Annotated in this window: 16 protein-coding genes; 7 read left to right on the top strand and 9 right to left on the bottom strand. The window is 54.9% G+C overall.

Features of this window, described 5'->3' with window-relative positions; all coding sequences use genetic code 11:
• The first annotated feature begins 7 nt into the window (after window positions 1-7).
• A complete protein-coding gene (gene zntA / locus FDX04_RS01700) occupies window positions 8-2,206 on the top strand; it encodes a Zn(II)/Cd(II)/Pb(II) translocating P-type ATPase ZntA (RefSeq protein WP_137370365.1) in 2,199 nt (732 codons plus the stop codon).
• 46 nt (window positions 2,207-2,252) lie between these two features.
• Here the strand turns inward: zntA and tusA are convergent, their stop codons facing one another.
• Window positions 2,253-2,495, bottom strand: coding sequence for a sulfurtransferase TusA (gene tusA / locus FDX04_RS01695; protein ID WP_137361618.1), 243 nt, complete (start codon window positions 2,493-2,495; stop codon window positions 2,253-2,255).
• A 168-nt stretch (window positions 2,496-2,663) separates the two neighbouring features.
• Here tusA and FDX04_RS01690 point away from each other — a divergent pair, with 168 nt between their 5' ends.
• Both FDX04_RS01690 and FDX04_RS01685 read left to right on the top strand, forming a co-directional pair.
• Window positions 2,664-3,329 carry a 7-cyano-7-deazaguanine/7-aminomethyl-7-deazaguanine transporter gene (locus FDX04_RS01690; RefSeq protein ID WP_137370364.1) on the top strand — a complete coding sequence of 222 codons (666 nt, stop codon included), beginning with the start codon at window positions 2,664-2,666 and terminating at the stop codon, window positions 3,327-3,329.
• Between the two features lie 72 nt (window positions 3,330-3,401).
• Window positions 3,402-3,959 (top strand): DcrB family lipoprotein, encoded by a 558-nt coding sequence (locus FDX04_RS01685; protein ID WP_016154847.1) that lies wholly within the window; start codon window positions 3,402-3,404, stop codon window positions 3,957-3,959.
• Window positions 3,960-3,962: 3 nt separating this feature from the next.
• On the opposite strand, the gene FDX04_RS01680 is transcribed toward FDX04_RS01685, so the two are convergent.
• A complete protein-coding gene (locus FDX04_RS01680) occupies window positions 3,963-5,180 on the bottom strand; it encodes an MFS transporter (protein WP_079225863.1) in 1,218 nt (405 codons plus the stop codon).
• A gap of 133 nt (window positions 5,181-5,313) precedes the next feature.
• Here FDX04_RS01680 and FDX04_RS01675 point away from each other — a divergent pair, with 133 nt between their 5' ends.
• Both FDX04_RS01675 and acpT read left to right on the top strand, forming a co-directional pair.
• Window positions 5,314-6,363, top strand: coding sequence for an AI-2E family transporter (locus FDX04_RS01675; protein ID WP_137370363.1), 1,050 nt, complete (start codon window positions 5,314-5,316; stop codon window positions 6,361-6,363).
• 62 nt (window positions 6,364-6,425) lie between these two features.
• Entirely contained in the window at window positions 6,426-7,016 is a 591-nt protein-coding gene (acpT, locus tag FDX04_RS01670) for a 4'-phosphopantetheinyl transferase AcpT (protein WP_042311813.1), read from the top strand.
• On the opposite strand, the gene FDX04_RS01665 is transcribed toward acpT, so the two are convergent.
• Window positions 7,008-7,514: a phenolic acid decarboxylase gene (locus FDX04_RS01665; RefSeq protein ID WP_137361620.1), complete on the bottom strand. Its 507-nt coding sequence runs from the start codon at window positions 7,512-7,514 to the stop codon at window positions 7,008-7,010. The genes acpT and FDX04_RS01665 overlap by 9 nt on opposite strands.
• Before the next feature lie 99 nt (window positions 7,515-7,613).
• On the opposite strand from FDX04_RS01665, the gene FDX04_RS01660 reads away from it, so the two are divergent.
• Both FDX04_RS01660 and nikR read left to right on the top strand, forming a co-directional pair.
• Complete coding sequence (locus FDX04_RS01660; RefSeq protein WP_042311810.1) at window positions 7,614-8,474, top strand: LysR family transcriptional regulator; 861 nt, start codon at window positions 7,614-7,616, stop codon at window positions 8,472-8,474.
• A gap of 91 nt (window positions 8,475-8,565) precedes the next feature.
• On the top strand, window positions 8,566-8,967 hold the full coding sequence (nikR, locus tag FDX04_RS01650; RefSeq protein ID WP_006687486.1) for a nickel-responsive transcriptional regulator NikR: 402 nt from the start codon (window positions 8,566-8,568) through the stop codon (window positions 8,965-8,967).
• 50 nt (window positions 8,968-9,017) lie between these two features.
• On the opposite strand, the gene FDX04_RS01645 is transcribed toward nikR, so the two are convergent.
• The 6 genes from FDX04_RS01645 to pcoR form a co-directional block, all read right to left on the bottom strand.
• Window positions 9,018-10,142 carry an ABC transporter permease gene (locus FDX04_RS01645; protein ID WP_042311808.1) on the bottom strand — a complete coding sequence of 375 codons (1,125 nt, stop codon included), beginning with the start codon at window positions 10,140-10,142 and terminating at the stop codon, window positions 9,018-9,020.
• Window positions 10,142-12,889: a ribosome-associated ATPase/putative transporter RbbA gene (gene rbbA / locus FDX04_RS01640; protein WP_137370362.1), complete on the bottom strand. Its 2,748-nt coding sequence runs from the start codon at window positions 12,887-12,889 to the stop codon at window positions 10,142-10,144. The genes FDX04_RS01645 and rbbA overlap by 1 nt, the downstream gene beginning before the upstream one ends.
• On the bottom strand, window positions 12,886-13,953 hold the full coding sequence (locus tag FDX04_RS01635) for an HlyD family secretion protein (protein ID WP_137370361.1): 1,068 nt from the start codon (window positions 13,951-13,953) through the stop codon (window positions 12,886-12,888). Before FDX04_RS01635 ends, rbbA begins: the two co-directional genes overlap by 4 nt.
• A 716-nt stretch (window positions 13,954-14,669) precedes the next feature.
• Window positions 14,670-15,104 (bottom strand): copper resistance system metallochaperone PcoE, encoded by a 435-nt coding sequence (gene pcoE, locus FDX04_RS01630; RefSeq protein ID WP_000723069.1) that lies wholly within the window; start codon window positions 15,102-15,104, stop codon window positions 14,670-14,672.
• Between the two features lie 217 nt (window positions 15,105-15,321).
• Window positions 15,322-16,722 (bottom strand): copper resistance membrane spanning protein PcoS, encoded by a 1,401-nt coding sequence (gene pcoS, locus FDX04_RS01625; protein WP_001211180.1) that lies wholly within the window; start codon window positions 16,720-16,722, stop codon window positions 15,322-15,324.
• Entirely contained in the window at window positions 16,719-17,399 is a 681-nt protein-coding gene (pcoR, locus tag FDX04_RS01620) for a copper response regulator transcription factor PcoR (protein WP_001188930.1), read from the bottom strand. Before pcoR ends, pcoS begins: the two co-directional genes overlap by 4 nt.
• Window positions 17,400-17,419 lie beyond the last annotated feature (20 nt).

Raw genomic sequence — 17,419 nt, 5'->3', positions numbered from 1 at the left:
GGATGCCATGTCGACGCCCGATGCCCCTGGCAAAAAAGCCCCACAATTTTCTTCTTTCAAGCCAGCGCCAGCCCCAAAAAAGGCGGACGACTGCTGCTGCGAAGGAAGTTGCGCCACCCCTACCACCGTATCCGAAAGCGTAATGGGCACCCGTTATTCCTGGAAAGTGGCAGGAATGGACTGTGCCGCCTGCGCCCGGAAAGTGGAAAATGCGGTCCGCCAGGTGAGCGGCGTCAACCAGGTCCAGGTGCTGTTCGCTACCGAAAAACTGGTCGTCGACGCGGGTTCTGATATCCGTCAGCAAGTTGAAAGCGCGGTACAAAAGGCAGGTTATACCCTACGCGATGAACAAGCGCCGGAAGCCGCCTCCGAATCACGCCTGAAAGAGAACCTGCCGCTGATTTCGCTGATAATCATGATGGCGATTAGCTGGGGGCTGGAGCAGTTCAATCATCCTTTCGGTCAGATAGCGTTTATCGCCACCACGCTGGTGGGCTTGTATCCCATTGCCCGCCAGGCCCTGCGTCTGATGAAAACCGGCAGCTACTTCGCCATTGAAACGTTGATGAGCGTGGCCGCGATTGGCGCACTGTTTATCGGCGCGACGGCGGAAGCCGCCATGGTGCTACTGCTGTTTTTAATTGGCGAGCGCCTGGAAGGGTGGGCCGCCAGCCGCGCCCGCAAAGGTGTTAGCGCATTGATGGCACTCAAGCCAGAAACCGCCACGCGCCTGCGTAATGGCGAACGTGAAGAGGTCGCAATCAATACGCTCCGGCCTGGCGATGTTATTGAAGTTGCCGCCGGTGGACGTTTACCCGCCGACGGTAAGCTGGTCTCCGGTTTTGCCAGCTTTGATGAAAGCGCCCTGACCGGCGAATCGATCCCGGTTGAACGCGCCACCGGCGAGAAAGTCCCGGCGGGGGCCACCAGCGTAGATCGTCTGGTTACGCTGGAAGTGCTTTCCGAGCCGGGCGCCAGCGCTATCGATCGCATTCTGAAGCTGATTGAAGAAGCGGAAGAACGCCGCGCCCCCATTGAGCGCTTTATTGACCGTTTCAGCCGAATTTATACCCCCGCTATTATGGCGGTTGCGCTGCTGGTTACCCTCGTCCCGCCGCTGCTGTTTGCCGGCTCCTGGCAGGAGTGGATTTATAAAGGACTGACGCTGTTGCTGATTGGCTGCCCGTGCGCGCTGGTTATCTCAACTCCCGCAGCGATTACCTCTGGTCTTGCCGCCGCGGCGCGTCGTGGCGCATTAATCAAAGGCGGCGCCGCGCTGGAACAGTTGGGCAGAGTCACGCAGGTGGCGTTTGATAAAACCGGCACCCTGACCATCGGTAAACCGCGCGTGACGGCGATTCATCCGGCAAGCGGTATAAATGAGGCTGAACTGCTGGCGCTGGCAGCGGCGGTAGAGCAAGGCGCGACGCACCCACTGGCGCAGGCGATTGTTCGGGAAGCGCAAACGCGCGAGCTGACTATTCCTGTCGCGAAAGAACAGCGGGCGCTGGTTGGTTCCGGAATAGAAGCGCTGGTCAACGGCGAGCGCGTGCTGATTTGCGCCGCCGGTAAGCAGCCTGCCGATGCCTTTGCCGGACAGATAAGCGAGCTGGAAAGCGCGGGCCAGACTGTGGTGCTGGTGCTGCGTAACGATACCGTTCTCGGCGTACTGGCCCTGCAGGACACGCTGCGCGACGACGCCCGCACTGCCATCAGCGAGCTCAATCAGATCGGCGTGAAAGGGGTGATCCTGACCGGTGATAACCCACGCGCGGCAGCAGCCATTGCCGGAGAGCTGGGTCTGGAATTCAAAGCGGGGTTATTGCCGGAGGATAAGGTGCGAGCCGTTACCTCTCTCAACCAACAGTCGCCGCTGGCAATGGTCGGCGACGGCATCAACGACGCCCCGGCGATGAAAGCGGCGACCATCGGCATTGCCATGGGTAGCGGAACCGACGTCGCCCTGGAAACCGCCGATGCCGCCCTGACCCACAACCGTCTGCGTGGCCTGGTGCAAATGATTCAGCTGGCGCGCGCCACCCACGCCAATATTCGCCAGAACATTGCGATTGCGCTGGGTTTGAAGGGGATTTTCCTCGTCACCACGCTGCTCGGGATAACCGGACTGTGGCTGGCGGTGCTGGCTGATACGGGGGCGACGGTGCTGGTGACCGCGAACGCGCTGCGGTTGTTGCGTAAAGGGTAACCTGTAGGCCGGATAAGCGTTAGCGCCATCCGGCATAACAAGATTACTACCCTTTGCGCACTAAATAGCGGTACGGCAGAGAGTCGGTCTCTTTGGCCACCAGTTCATGCTCCATAAAGGTACAAAAACCAGGAATATCGCGGGTTGTCGCCGGATCGTCGGCGACAATCAGCAACGTTTCACCCGCCTGCATACCGCGCACGGTTTTACGCACCATCATTACAGGTTCCGGGCAGCGTAGTCCCTGGGCATCAAGCGTATGGTCGGGAGAGGTAAACAGATCGCTCATCGTAGTCTCATTCATGCAAAAACGGCGTTATTTTACGCTCTGTTGTGGCGTAAGCCAATCAGGTTAACGATTGCGTGAAAAACAACCATTGCAATGTGCTCTTAAAGCAGTATCATGCGACGGTTTTTTATTGGGTTCCCTCACCCCATCCAACAAAAAGGTCACAATATGACTCCGTTTACACAATCTCAGCGCGTAAAAGCGTTGTTTTGGCTATCGCTATTTCATCTGCTGGTGATCACCTCCAGCAACTATCTGGTGCAGCTACCGATTTCCATTTTTGGTTTCCATACCACATGGGGCGCTTTTAGCTTTCCGTTTATTTTCCTTGCGACCGACCTGACCGTGCGAATTTTTGGCGCGCCGTTGGCACGACGTATCATCTTTGCGGTGATGATCCCCGCGCTGCTGATCTCCTATGTTGTGTCATCACTGTTCTATATGGGGTCGTGGCAGGGGTTCAGCGCGCTGCTGCACTTTAACCTGTTTGTCGCCCGTATCGCCTCAGCCAGCTTTATGGCTTACGCGCTGGGACAAATTCTGGATGTGCATGTCTTTAACCGCCTGCGTCAGAACCGCCGCTGGTGGCTGGCGCCGACGGCTTCCACGCTGTTTGGCAACATCAGCGATACGTTGGCCTTTTTCTTTATCGCTTTCTGGCGTAGCCCGGATGCCTTTATGGCCGAGCACTGGATGGAAATCGCGCTGGTCGACTACTGCTTCAAGGTACTGATCAGCATTATTTTCTTCCTGCCGATGTACGGCGTACTGCTGAATATGTTACTGAAAAGGCTGGCAGATAAATCTGAATTATCTGCATTGCAGACGAGTTAAAGGTTCATTTTCCGAGTTGTGATAAGATGGTCGAATGAGCCGTTATGGCCGTTTATCGAAAGGAAGAAGTCAATGCGCAATCTGGTTAAATATGTCGGTATTGGCCTGCTGGTTATGGGGCTTGCGGCCTGTGATAATAGCGATACAAAAGCGCCAGCAGAAGGTGCTGCCGCAGAGAGTAGCGCCACCGGACAACCGGTCAGCCTGCTGGACGGCAAACTCAGTTTTTCCCTGCCAGCGGATATGACCGATCAGAGCGGCAAGCTGGGTACCCAGGCGAACAATATGCACGTGTATTCTGACGCAACCGGCCAGAAAGCGGTGATTGTAATTGTCGGCGACAATACCAACGAAGATCTGGCGGTGCTGGCAAAACGCCTGGAAGATCAGCAGCGTAGCCGCGACCCGCAGTTGCAGGTCGTCACCAATAAATCTATTGAGCTGAAAGGCCACACGCTGCAACAGTTAGACAGCATCATCTCGGCCAAAGGCCAGACCGCTTACTCTTCCGTGGTGCTGGGTAAAGTGGACAACCAACTGCTGACGCTGCAAATCACGCTGCCTGCTGACGATCAGCAAAAAGCGCAAACGACCGCAGAAAACATCATTAACACGCTGGTTATCCAGTAACGGTTAAGACGATGACTCGGCCTCCGGTGACACCACCTGAGGCCGTTTTTTTAGCCGCCAGGTCAGCAGTAACGCCACCGCCACCAGCCCGGCTGCCGCCAGATAGATAACCGGTACGCCCGCCCACGTCATTACCAGCCCGGCCAGCGGCCCGGTAACGCCCAGCGATAAGTCCATAAACACTGTATAGGTCGCCAGCGCGGCGCCCTGATTTTGCTGCGGGACGGCTTTAACCGCCACCACGCCCAGCGCCGGGAAGACCAACGAGAACCCGGCACCTGCCAGCAGAACGCCGATTTTCGCCATCCACGGCATGGAGGCCATGCCCACCAGCAACAGCCCAACAATCTCGACGCTAAAACAGATCATCGCGACATTGAGCCCACCTAACCGGTTGATACCATTTGGGAATAACAAGCGAGTACCCACAAACGTACAGCTAAAAAGCGTCAGCGCAAAAGCTGCGCCGTCCCAACCTTTTGCATCATAAAACAGCGTGATAAAGGTGGCGATCACGCCAAATCCGGCGGAGGCCAGCGCCAGCGCCATGCCGTACAACCAGACGCGTCCAAGTACCGCGCGAAACGGCAACGGTTTGCCTTTGCTGGCCTTCACCGCCGGACGGGGGAGCGCCAGCAGTATTGCCAACAGCGCCACGCCCATCACGGTCAGCGCCAGCCCCTGTAAGCCACCCCAGGCATAACACAGAACGCCCAGCGGAGCGCCTATCGCCATCGCGCCATAGGTCACGATGCCGTTCCACGAAATCACCCGTCCGATATGCATCGAGCCAACAACTCCCACGCCCCATAGCGTAGAGCCGGTCCCGGCAAAGCTTTGCCCGATCCCAAGAATCACGCGCCCCAGGCATAGCAGCAACAAGCTGGCCAACGGCCAACCATTCGTTGATCCCGCCAGCAGGTAGCCCAAACCACTTAAAAAGCAGCCGCACAGTCCGAATACCACGATTTTTTTCGGCCCCAGCAGATCGGCATAGCGACCAGCATGAGGGCGGCTTAGCAGCGTGGCGAAATATTGCAGGCTGATAACCAGTCCTGCCCAGAAGGCGCTAAATCCCATCACATCATGGACATAGCCTGGCAATACCGCGAGCGGCAGGCCGATGGTCAGATAGCTGGCGAAGTTAAACATCACCACCGAAACAATGCGCAGATTAAGGCGCAAACCGCTTAACGTCGGTTCAGCGACGGGTTCGGGCATGGAAGGTCACCACATTTTCACAACAGTGTTTCATTTCTACCATGTTGCAGACCATAAATCAGCAGCCAGTTTAGGAATAACAGACGCAAGCCAACCGCTACACTTAATGCAAAAACGCAAACAGGAAGAAAACATGACAACCGCTCAGCCCGATAAAACGGGTATGCATATTTTGCTCAAACTGGCCGCTTTGGTGGTGATCCTCGCGGGCATCCATGCCGCGGCGGATATCATTGTGCAACTGCTATTGGCGCTCTTTTTTGCCATCGTATTGAACCCGCTGGTCACCTGGTTTATTCGCCGAGGAGTGCGTCGCCCGATAGCCATTACGTTAGTGGTCGTGGTAATGCTGATTGTTCTTACGGCGCTGGTTGGCGTGCTTGCATCGTCGATCACTGAGTTCATGGCCATGTTGCCAAAATACAATAAGGAGTTGACGCGCAAGGTTCTGTATCTGCAAGAAATGGTCCCCTTTCTGAACCTGCATATGTCCCCGGAGCGCATGCTGCAACGGATGGACTCCGACAAACTGATGACCTTCACGACCACGCTAATGACGAGTCTTTCCGGCGCCATGGCCAGCATCGTCCTGTTGGTAATGACGGTCGTCTTTATGCTGTTTGAAGTGCGCCATGTTCCTTATAAGCTGCGCTTCGCGTTAAACAATCCGCAGATTCACATTGCGGGGCTGCATCGGGCGCTGAAGGGCGTTTCACACTATCTGGCGCTGAAAACGTTGCTCAGCTTATGGACCGGCGCCATTGTCTGGCTGGGGCTGGCGCTGATGGGGATTCAGTTTGCTCTGATGTGGGGCGTGCTGGCATTCCTGCTAAACTACGTGCCCAACATTGGCTCGGTCATTTCCGCCGTCCCGCCCATGGTTCAGGCGCTGCTGTTCAACGGCATTTACGAATGCGTGCTGGTTGGCGCGCTGTTTCTGGTCGTGCATATGGTGATTGGTAATATTCTCGAACCCCGTATGATGGGGCACCGCCTGGGATTATCGACGCTGATCGTCTTTCTCTCCCTGTTGGTATGGGGATGGCTGCTCGGCCCGGTCGGCATGTTACTCTCCGTGCCGTTAACCAGCGTGTGTAAAATCTGGATGGAAACCACCAAAGGCGGCAGCAAACTGGCAATTTTGCTGGGACCAGGCAGACCCAAAAGTCGATTACCGGGATAAACTTGCAAATGGCACGTGAAGAATGATACACAACCCCATTATTACTAAAGGTTAGTCCTGATATGTATCAGATCGTTCTTGGGAAAGTTTCTGTTTTAAGCGCTGGCGAACTGCCTGCCGCGATGAAAGAGCAAGCGCCGCAAGGTGCTCGCCGGGCACGCTGGCTGGCTGGCCGCGTGCTGCTTTCCCATGCCCTTTCGCCATTGCCGGACATTGTCTACGGCGAGCAAGGAAAACCCGCTTTTCCCGCTGATACGCCGCTGTGGTTCAATCTCAGCCATAGCGGCGATGACATCGTCCTGCTGCTCAGCGACGAAGGGGAAGTCGGCTGCGATATTGAAGTCGTGCGCCCGCGCGATAACTGGCAGACGCTGGCAAACACGGTGTTCAGTCTCGGAGAACATGCCGAAGTAGAGGCCGAACGCCCGGAGCAACAGCTGGCGGCGTTCTGGCGTATCTGGACGCGTAAAGAAGCTATTGTGAAACAGCGTGGCGGCAGCGCCTGGCAAATCGTCAGCGTCGATAGCACCGCGCTGACCTCCTCACTCTCCGTCAGCCAGTGCCAGATCGATACCCTGAGCCTGGCGGTGTGCACCCCCACGCCATTTACCCTGACCGCCGACGCCGTGCAGCGTCTGGAAGCCTTAGCGTAAATTTTCCGGGAAGTTTTTCGGCAACTCACTCGCCGCGCAGGCAATCACGTCGTCATTGTTTGCCCCGCAGTCACGCACGAAGGTGATGGTCGCGAACTCATCAATCACCTCGGTTGGATACGCCGGACCCGCATCGCGATACGACATCATCAACGGAATATGATCATTCTGGAAGCACACCGTTTTTTCCGGATTGTTAATCACCCAGCGCGGGAAAAAGATGGTGCCGTGAAAGAGTTTGTCGCCCAGGTTTACGATCAGGCTGACGTCGGTCCCGGTCGGTTCGGTCCAGGAAATTTTATAAACACTCGCCCCTACCCGCACAATATACGCCCGCTGATCTTTCACCCAACGATTACCCACAATACCGCTGTGAATGCGGTAATCCAGCGTGGTCTCATTTTTTAGGTAGATCTCGTAATTCCAGCCATTATCGTAGGTATAGACCAGATGTTTGCCGACAAATCCGCTCAAATCATGTTTATCAAAAGCGCTCATATTCGTTCTCCTCTTACTTGATGCGAAGATCTTAACGCTTCAAAAATTGGATGAATAACGCTATATTTACATCATATTCATTCAATTTTTAGATGAGTTATGCACAAAACAACCCTCGAACAATGGGCCCTGCTGGAGAAAGTGGTGGAACTGGGCAGCTTTGCGAAAGCCGCGGAAGAGACCAACCGTAGCCAGTCATCGGTAAGCTACAATCTGGCGCTACTGCAGGAGCGACTCGGCGTGCCGCTGCTGACGCCGGAAGGCCGCAGGGCGGTTTTAACCCCGGCGGGCGAGTTGTTGCTAGCTCAGGTCAAACCGTTACTGAAGGCCTTTTTATGGGTGGAGACCCGGGCAGCAACGTTGCAAAACGGCACGCGAACACGGCTGGATTTGCTGGTGGATAGTATCTTCCCACGCAAACGCCTGTTCGCGATCCTCAAGCAGTTTCAGCTGGCGTGGCCGCAAACGCAGGTGCGGCTGACCGAGGTACTGGAAAATGCAGACGACAGGCTGGCAGCGCATGCCGATGCGGACGTAATGGTCCTGACCCGGCGTCAGGATGTTACCGGGCGTGGTGAATGGCTGATGAACATTGACTTCGTGGCCGTTGCCCATCGCGATCACCCGCTCTGCACTCTTGATGCACCGCTGGATGAAGACGCATTACGCGCGTGGCCACTGATTCGCATTGCCGATCGCGACAACCCGCAGCAACCGGTGCGCGATGCCTGGACCTTCTCTACCATTGATGCCGCGATTGATGCAGTCATGTATCAGGTCGGTTACGGCTGGCTGCCTGAGGAGCGTATTCAGACGCAACTGGCCCAGGGGCTTTTACGTCCGCTGCCGTTAAGCCATGGCGCTCGCCGCGCCACGCCGCTGCATCTGATCGTTAAAGATACGCTCGCCCCGCTGGATGAACAGGTCAGTACCCTGCTGCGTTTATTGCGAGAGCATTAACCTTTTCCCCGGATGCCGGACGTATGTTACAAAATACGCTATTCCCTTTATTCCCTGTGCGCCAACGCGCCACATGAAAGGTTAATTGCAGATGCAACGAGTCACCATTACCCTCGATGACGATTTACTGGAAACGCTCGACGGCCTGAGCCAGCGCCGTGGCTACAACAACCGTTCCGAAGCGATCCGCGATATTCTGCGCGGCGCACTGGCGCAAGAAACCACCCAGGAGCACGGCACCCAAGGCTTCGCGGTACTCTCATATGTTTATGAGCATGAGAAACGCGACCTGGCGAGCCGTATTGTTTCCACCCAGCACCACCATCATGATTTATCGGTCGCCACATTACATGTGCATATCAATCATGACGACTGCCTGGAAATCGCCGTGCTGAAAGGCGACATGGGCGATGTGCAACATTTTGCCGATGACGTCATTTCCCAGCGCGGCGTACGCCACGGTCATTTGCAGTGCCTGCCGAAAGAAGAGTGATTGCCTGTTTCGTTGCCGGATGGCGGCTGCGCCTTATCCGGCAATAATGTTTACGCCATCGTGCCGATCGTCTTGCGAAAACGCAGCAGCGCTATCAGGAAGAACGCCCCGCCAATCGCCAGCAGCGTCAGGAACTGCGGCCAGACGATGTTAAACCCGGCCCCGCGATAAAGTATCGCCTGCGCGAGACTGACAAAGTGGGTGGTCGGCATGGTCAGCATAATGTCCTGCACCGCCTGTGGCATGCTTTCACGCGGCGTGGAGCCGCCGGAGAGCATCTGTAACGGCAGCAGCACCAGAATCATCAACAGCCCCAGTTGCGGCATGGAGCGCGCCAGCGTCCCCATAAAAATGCCGATCGAGGTGGTGGCAAACAGGCTCAGCGCCACCCCCAGCATAAACAGCGGAATGGAACCTTCAATTGGCACCCCGAGTACGCCTTTTACCATCAGCATCAGCGACAGACCGGAAACCACCAGCACCACCAGTCCCATCGACCAGATTTTCGCCATCATTATCTCAAACGGTGTCACCGGCATCACCAGCAGGTGTTCAATAGTCCCATGTTCGCGCTCGCGGATCAGCGCCGACCCGGTAAGCACAATCGCCAGCATAGTGATGTTGTTGATGATCGCCATTACCGCGCCAAAGCGGGCAGGCTCCAGGTTGGGGTTGAAGCGCATGCGCATTTCCAGCGCCACCGGCGGCTCATTATTATCGCGGTAACGCGCCACAAAACTGTTCACTTCACCACTAATGATATTCTGGATATAGCTGTTGCCAGTGAAGGCCTGGCTCATCCGCGTGGCATCGACGTTGACCTGGATATCCGGCTGTCGCCCGGCCAGCACATCACGCTGAAAATCAGGCGGAATGTTCACGGCGAAGGTGTAGCGACCGGCATCCAGCCCGGCATCCATCTCATCGGCGGTGATCATCTCCGGCGGCAAAAACCACGGGCGATAAAAGCTGTTCACAATCCGGTTCGACAACTGCGACTGGTCCATATCCGCGATGGCAATCGGCGCCAGATGTAGCGACCCCGGCAGGACAGTTGCGGAGGAGTAAACCGAAATCGTGAAGGCGAAAACGATCAGCGTCAGCATCGCTTTGTCACCCAGCAGACTGCGTAACTCTTTGATGCCAAGGTTATAAATATTGCGTAATCGGCGCATCACCCCTCCTGTTTTTTCAGCAGTAATACGCTCAGACCAACCACTACCGGAATGGCGATTGCCAGCGGGATGAATAGCTGCCAAAGATCCGCCAGATCCAGCGCTTTAGAGAACGTCCCGCGCGCAATGGTCAGAAAATGGCTGGTCGGATAAATTTCACCAATCCAGCGTCCCGGCCCTTCCAACGAGGCCACCGGATCGATCATCCCGGAAAACTGCGTCGCCGGGATCAGCGTAATAATCGCCGTACCAAAAATGGCGGCGATCTGGCTTTTCATAAACGTAGAGATTAACAAGCCCAGTCCGGTAGCAATGGTGACGTACAGCAGCGCGGCCAGCGTCAGCGTTAAAAAGCTACCCTTATGCGGGACGCCGAAGACAAACACCGACAGCGCACATAACAGCAGGAAGTTCAGCATGCCCAGCACGATGTAAGGCAGCTGTTTGCCGAGCAAAAACTCGCTGCGGGTGGTAGGCGTAACGTACAGGTTGATAATCGACCCCAGCTCTTTCTCACGCACCACACTGAGTGCGCTGAGCATGGAGGGAATCATCATCAACAGCAGCGGGATCACCGCCGGAACAATTGCCGGCAGACTCTTCACATCCGGGTTGTAACGATAGCGAGTTTCAATGGTCATCAGCCCATTTTGCCCGTTGGCATTGGGCTGACGCGCCATCACATCCTGCAGCCAGGTCTGGTGCATCGCCTGTACATAGCCTCTGACCGTTTCTGCGCGGCTCGGCATTGCGCCATCGACCCAGACGCCAATCTTCACCGGCGTTCCACGCGCGATATCGCGGCCAAAATTGGGCGGAATTTCAATTGCTACCGCGACTTCGCCCGAACGCATCCGTTTGTCCAGTTCGTCATAACTGGTGAGCGGCGGTTGCTCGATAAAATAGCGCGATCCCGCCAGATTCAACGTCCACGCCTGGCTGCTGACGGTCTGGTCACGATCGAGCACCGCAAAACGCAGATTTTCCACATCCATACTGATGCCGTAGCCCATAATCAACATCAGGATCACCGTCCCCATCAGCGCCAGCGTGGAGCGCACCGGATCGCGTCGCAGCTCCAGCGCTTCACGGCGACTGTAGCTGAACAAACGCCGCAGGCTAAAGCCCTGACGTGGCGGCTGATTATTTTCACGCACCACTGGCGTATCCGCTTGCGAAAGCGTCGTCTCCGGCGCCGGACCAGCCGCTTCCTGTAACCAGGAGATAAACGCCTCTTCCAGACTGGCGGCACCGCGCTGCTTCACCAGTTCCTGCGGCGTGCCGCTGGCCAGCACTTTTCCGGCGTGCATCAGCGACATGCGATCGCAGCGCTCCGCTTCGTTCATAAAGTGGGTGGAGATAAAAATGGTCACTTTATCCTGGCGCGACAGATCGACCATCAATTGCCAGAACATGTCCCTCGCCACCGGATCGACCCCGGAGGTCGGCTCATCAAGAATGAGCATTTCCGGGCGATGAATCACCGCCACCGCCAGCGACAGGCGTTGACGGATCCCCAACGGCAGCGCGCCGGGCAACGCGTCTTCGACATCGGCCAGGCTAAAGCGCTCGCTCATCTCTTGTACGCGTTGAGGGATTTCTGCCTCAGGGATATGGAACAGCCGCGCGTGGAGTTCGAGGTTTTGCCGCACGGTCAGCTCGCTGTAGAGCGAAAACGCCTGTGACATATAGCCTACCCGGCGGCGGGTATCGATATTCTTCGGGTCAACCGCTTGCCCAAACAGCCATGCCTCGCCTTCGCTTGCGGGCAGCAGTCCGGTGAGCATCTTCATGGTGGTAGATTTGCCGCAGCCATTGGAGCCGAGAAAACCGAAGATTTCCCCGCGCGGAATGCGAAAGTTAACGTGGTCAACGGCGACGAACTTGCCGAAGCGCATGGTCAAATCTTTCGCCTCAATGGCAATCTCTTCCCGCTCAGCGTGATACGGCGGGATCACCACCGGTTTGTGTGCCTGACGCTGGGCTTCGGGTAACAGCGCGATAAACGCCTGCTCCAGCGTGTCGCTGGCGGTTTGTTCACGTAGCTGTTGTGCGCTCCCGGTGGCTAACACCTCCCCGGCGTTCATCGCCACCAGCCAGTCGAAGCGCTCGGCTTCTTCCATGTAGGCGGTCGCAACCAGTACGCTCATGTTGGTCTGGCGCTGGCGAATACTGTCAATCAGATCCCAGAACTGAGCGCGGGACAGGGGGTCGACCCCAGTGGTGGGTTCATCGAGAATTAACAGTTCCGGGTCGTGAATTAGCGCACAGCACAGCCCCAGCTTTTGCTTCATCCCACCCGAGAGTTTCCCGGCAGGACGATCGCGAAACGGCGCCAGGCCGGTACTGTTCAGTAGCTCGGTAATCCGCGCTTCGCGCTCCGCTTTATCATGACCAAACAGGCGGGCAAAGAAATCGACGTTCTCATACACCGACAGCGTGTGATACAGGTTTTTCCCCAGCCCCTGCGGCATCCAGGCAATGCGCGGGCAGACATCCCGGCGGTGCTGCGGGTCGCGCATATCGCCGCCCAGCACCATCACGTTGCCGTGTTCAATGACCCGCGCGCCGGAGATGAGCGACAACAAGCTCGATTTCCCAACGCCATCCGGGCCAATCAACCCCACCATGCAACGGGCAGGAATATCCAGCGTGATATTGTTCAGCGCGACCGTTTTCCCGTAATGCTGACTCACGCCGTCAAGGTGCGCCACGGGAGGAACAGGAACCAGCGCCAGATGCGTCATTGCGGCAACCTCACCATCAGATCCTCAGGCCAGGCGCGATTTTCATCGACACGCACCCACGCCATGCCCGGCAGACCGGTTTTCACGTACTCGAGGTGCTGCTGCAACAGCTCTGGCGGGATACGCGCTTTGACGCGGAACATCAGCTTCAGACGTTCATCACTGGTTTCCACCGTTTTCGGCGTGAACTGCGCAACACTTGCCACAAAGCTGATGGTCGCCGGGATACGCAGATCCGGCGCAGCATCCAGCCCCAGTCGCGCTTCGCCGCCAATCTTCAGTAAGCCAGCCTGTTCGGTAGGTAAGAAGAACGTCATGTAGACGTCGCTGAGATCGACCATATTCAGCACGCGCCCACCCGCGGACAGTACCTCGCCCGGTTCGGCTACGCGGTACTGCACACGACCGTCGCGCGGAGCTTTCAGCTCACTGTCATCAATATCAGCGGCAATACGACGTTCGGTAGCCTGCGCGGCTTCTACGCGGGTCTGCGCCTGAATGATGCTGGTACGAGCGGCTTCAATGGCGGCTTTGGCCGCAGAGACCTGCGCCTTTGCCGACTCCAGCGCGGCACGTGCGCTTTCCGCCGCGGCCCGATCGTCATCCAGTTGTTGCTCGGACACCGCCCCTCGCTGGGATAACGAACGGGAACGCACGTGACGTTTAGAGACCGACTGCAGTTCCGCCTCACGCTGTTTTACCACCGACTGCGCGGCGCGCATTTCACTTTGTCGCTGTTCCAGCAACGCCCGCGCCGCAGCCACCGCGCTTTCAGCTTCTTTGATTTGCGCGATCGCCTCCAGCCGCTGCTCCTGCAGCACGCGGGTATCCATTTTCGCCAGCACCTCGCCCTGACGGACAAACTGCCCTTCCGAAACGAGGATGGCATCAATACGCCCGGCAATCTTAGTGGCAATATCCACTTCGGTGGCTTCAATTCTGCCGTTGCTGGCCGCAAATCCCTCCGGTATTCCCGCAGGGCGTATCATCCACCAGGCTATCGCGGCCACCGCCACAAGAATGCCCGCTCCCCACCACATCAGATGACGCTTAAACTTATCCATATTCGACCCGCCGTAATCCCTGTAATCAAACGTTGCGTGTCACAAAGCCCACTGAACAGCTATTCAGCGGGAGATTCCATCCGGGATGAGAAGGAATGAAAAACAATGGCCATTGAGCGAGCAGGCGTTAAGGCAACGCGCGCCGCGAAGGAAGTGAATGACGAAAATGCTGTGAAATCGGGTAGTAATGTTGTCATCATCAGCGTTCCTGGCCGGAAATGAAACACGCATACTCATAACTGCTGTCTATTGAATACTAACACCTGGATTCAATATGTCTATCCGGTTGTAGCACGGATGTTGCAGATAAAAAATCGTGCCCGGCAGTCCATTCACCGGACACCAATAGTGCTTAAAAAAGCTTGCTCACATCGCCTTGAGTTAGTCTGAAACTGTGTAGAGACATTAAAGTTGTATCCTTTAACCTGAAAAAGACTTTAAAGTTGTAAAGTTTTAAAAAAACACATACAAAACATGATGCTAAGTGTGTATCACACGCTGTTCCAACATTATACCTTGATGTTCTTGCAGGAACTGCAATTTACAGGAGGAAAAAGGTGTTTTTGTAGTTATCTGGCGTTACGTGACAGTGTTGGTCAGATACTTCCACCTCTTCAGAGTTAAAGTTTGATATATGGGAAAAAAAACGCTCCCGGACGGGAGCGTAAGCCAGTGACTTCGGCGTCAAATGAGGGTCTAACAAGTGGAGCTGCGGGTTAATTCTGGGTGATCTGACTGCGATGCTTATCAGCCTGCTGCTGGTGAACAACGGAAGACTGACCATTATTCGCCTTCTCATGTACAGCTGCGGCCTTCTCATGCTCGCTCATTTCAGAAAATGACTTTGCTGTTTCGTTGGTAGCTCCGGGTTTAGCTTTCATCATTTTTTTATGCATTTCAGCCATGTCCTGGTGGGCAGCAGAATTGCTGTTTTGCATCATGTCATGGGACATTGCGGCCTGATCGTGACTGCTCATATCCATCATTGTCATGCTGTCTCCCTGAATTGCACTTTTTTCAGCAGATGACTGCATCTGGTGGGCAGGTGCCTGTGCATTATTTACCTGGTCATGCATGTTCATTGTCTCTGCAGCCATGGCAGATGAAGCGGCAGCCATAATGGCAACAAATGATACGAGAATCTTTTTCATGGTTGGGTCTCCGGTGTTTACATACCCAAACAATCAATGGCTTATAACAGAGAAAGCAGTTGATCTCAGGGCGGGTTAATCATCACTCCAGGAACCAGGTGATTGTGTTATCACGCTGCTCCTGATTTATGAATAATTATAAAAAACCGCCTCTGTTTATCGCGTGACTGAATGATGACAATTTTGTCACCTTCCAGGTTTCTCCTGAACAACGGGATTAATCCATTAACAGGCGCACTTTGAACACAATTTCACGCCCCTGCTGTTCTGCTGACAGCTCGCCGCCGTGAGCATGAATGATCGACCTTGTAATTGATAATCCCAGCCCCGCGCCTTCCGTGTTGTAGAACCTTGATGAGTCTGCGCGATAGAACCGGTCAAACAAACGTTCCAGATTAGCGGGAACCTGGCCGGACATCGTATTCGTAATCATCACGTTCACACAGTCACTGTCACGCTCAAGGTGTATCGCTGTACAGGTGTTATCGGGAGAATACTTGATTGCATTGGAAAGCAGGTTACTGAAAGCACGTCGGAGCATATCGCTGTCTCCGGCAACAACGCCCTCTCCTTCAACCGTGATTGTCTTTCCTGTTTCGTCTGCCAGGGGCTCGAACAACTCACGTAATTCATTCAGTTCGGCTGCCAGATCCACATCATGTTTATCCAGCCGCAGCAGACCATGCTCTGAACGTGCCAGAAAAAGCATGTCACTGGTCATTCGTGACAACCTTTTCAGTTCTTCCAGGTTAGCGAATAAAATTTCGCGGTAATGCGAAACATCCCTTTCCTTAGCCAGTGCAAACTGCGTCTGCATCATCAGATTACTGACTGGTGTGCGCAGCTCATGCGCGATGTCAGACGAGAAATCTGACAGTTTCCGGAATGCCCCCTCCAGGCGATCAAACATATTATTGAACTCCTGCATGGTCTCAGAGATTTCCGGCGGAGCCAGATCGGGATTTAGACGCTGATCCAGGCTGTGTACGGTCATGGAGGAAGCCAGACTGGTCATTTCCCGTAGCGGTTTCAGACCAATACGTGTGGTCAGCCAGCCCAGAAAAACAGAAATAAAGACCAGACCGATATTGAACCAGAACAGCCAGGTACTGAGTTTGTCCATAAACAGGGTGTGATACCCAGTATCCGTGGCAACCGTAATGATGACATGTTTGCTTTTACCCTGTTCCGGCGTCACGGCAACCCGCCGCGAGATACTGCGGTACACGGTGTTATTTTCTTCCGTCTGGATCATATAGTCGAGAATATCACCCGACTTATTAAGCAGGACCGCTGGAACAACAGAATTTTTGGCATAGAGTTCAACAATTTTTTCATTTTCCATGTTTTTTATAGAAATGAATAAGCCATTGTGCCCCACCATCGCATCGTTTATTTTTTCTGATAATGACTTAATATCCGTTTTGTTCCTGAACGTCTCTGTTTTAAGAAACTCTTCGGTGAGCTGAAGTTTACCTGTCAGAAAATCGCGGTCCTGATTATCGAAATAGCCATTAAGGGTGCTAATCAGGATAAAACTTGATAACCACCATACCGTAAGCATCACCGCAGAAAAAATCAGGCTCAGGCGTGTGGTCAGGGAAATTTTGAACCTCACTCTTCTCTGATCTCCAGGACATATCCGGCACCGCGAACGGTATGGATCAGTTTTGGCTCAAAGTCATCATCAATTTTACTTCTCAGACGTCTCACGGCGACATCAATCACATTCGTATCACTGTCAAAATTCATGTTCCAGACCAGGGACGAGATAAGACTCCTGGGTAACACTTCTCCGGTGCGTTGCAGCAGCAACTCAAGCAGAACGTATTCTTTACCGGTGAGATGGATCTTCTTCCCCGAACGGATCACGGTCCGGCGCACCATATCAACGGTCATATCGGCGATGGTGCAGACTGTTGCGGCCTGCGAGCGTGCCCGGCGCAGTAGGGTTCTTACACGTGCAACCAGCTCCGTAAAATCAAAGGGCTTAATCAGGTAGTCATCTGCGCCAAGCTCCAGTCCTTTCACTTTGTCCCGCACGTTGTCCTTTGCGGTTAAAAACAGGACCGGTTCTTCGTGCCCGGACTCCCTCAGTGCGCTGATGATTTGCCACCCGTCGAGGAAAGGCAGCATCACGTCCAGTATTATCAAATCATACTGTCCCTTCGACGCGGCCCCGAGACCATCGCGGCCATTATTAAAGAGATCGGCCTGATAGCCTTCCTCAACCAGTCCCTGCTGCAGGTAACGACCTGTTTTTTGTTCGTCTTCAACGATTAAAATACGCTGCATGGTCAACTCGCTGATATGAA

It is taken from the genome of Citrobacter sp. wls615, from assembly GCF_005281355.1.
Lineage (GTDB): Bacteria > Pseudomonadota > Gammaproteobacteria > Enterobacterales > Enterobacteriaceae > Citrobacter > Citrobacter werkmanii.
The sequence above is the reverse complement of the archived record's forward strand: the minus strand, read 5'-3'. Positions and strand labels throughout refer to the sequence as shown.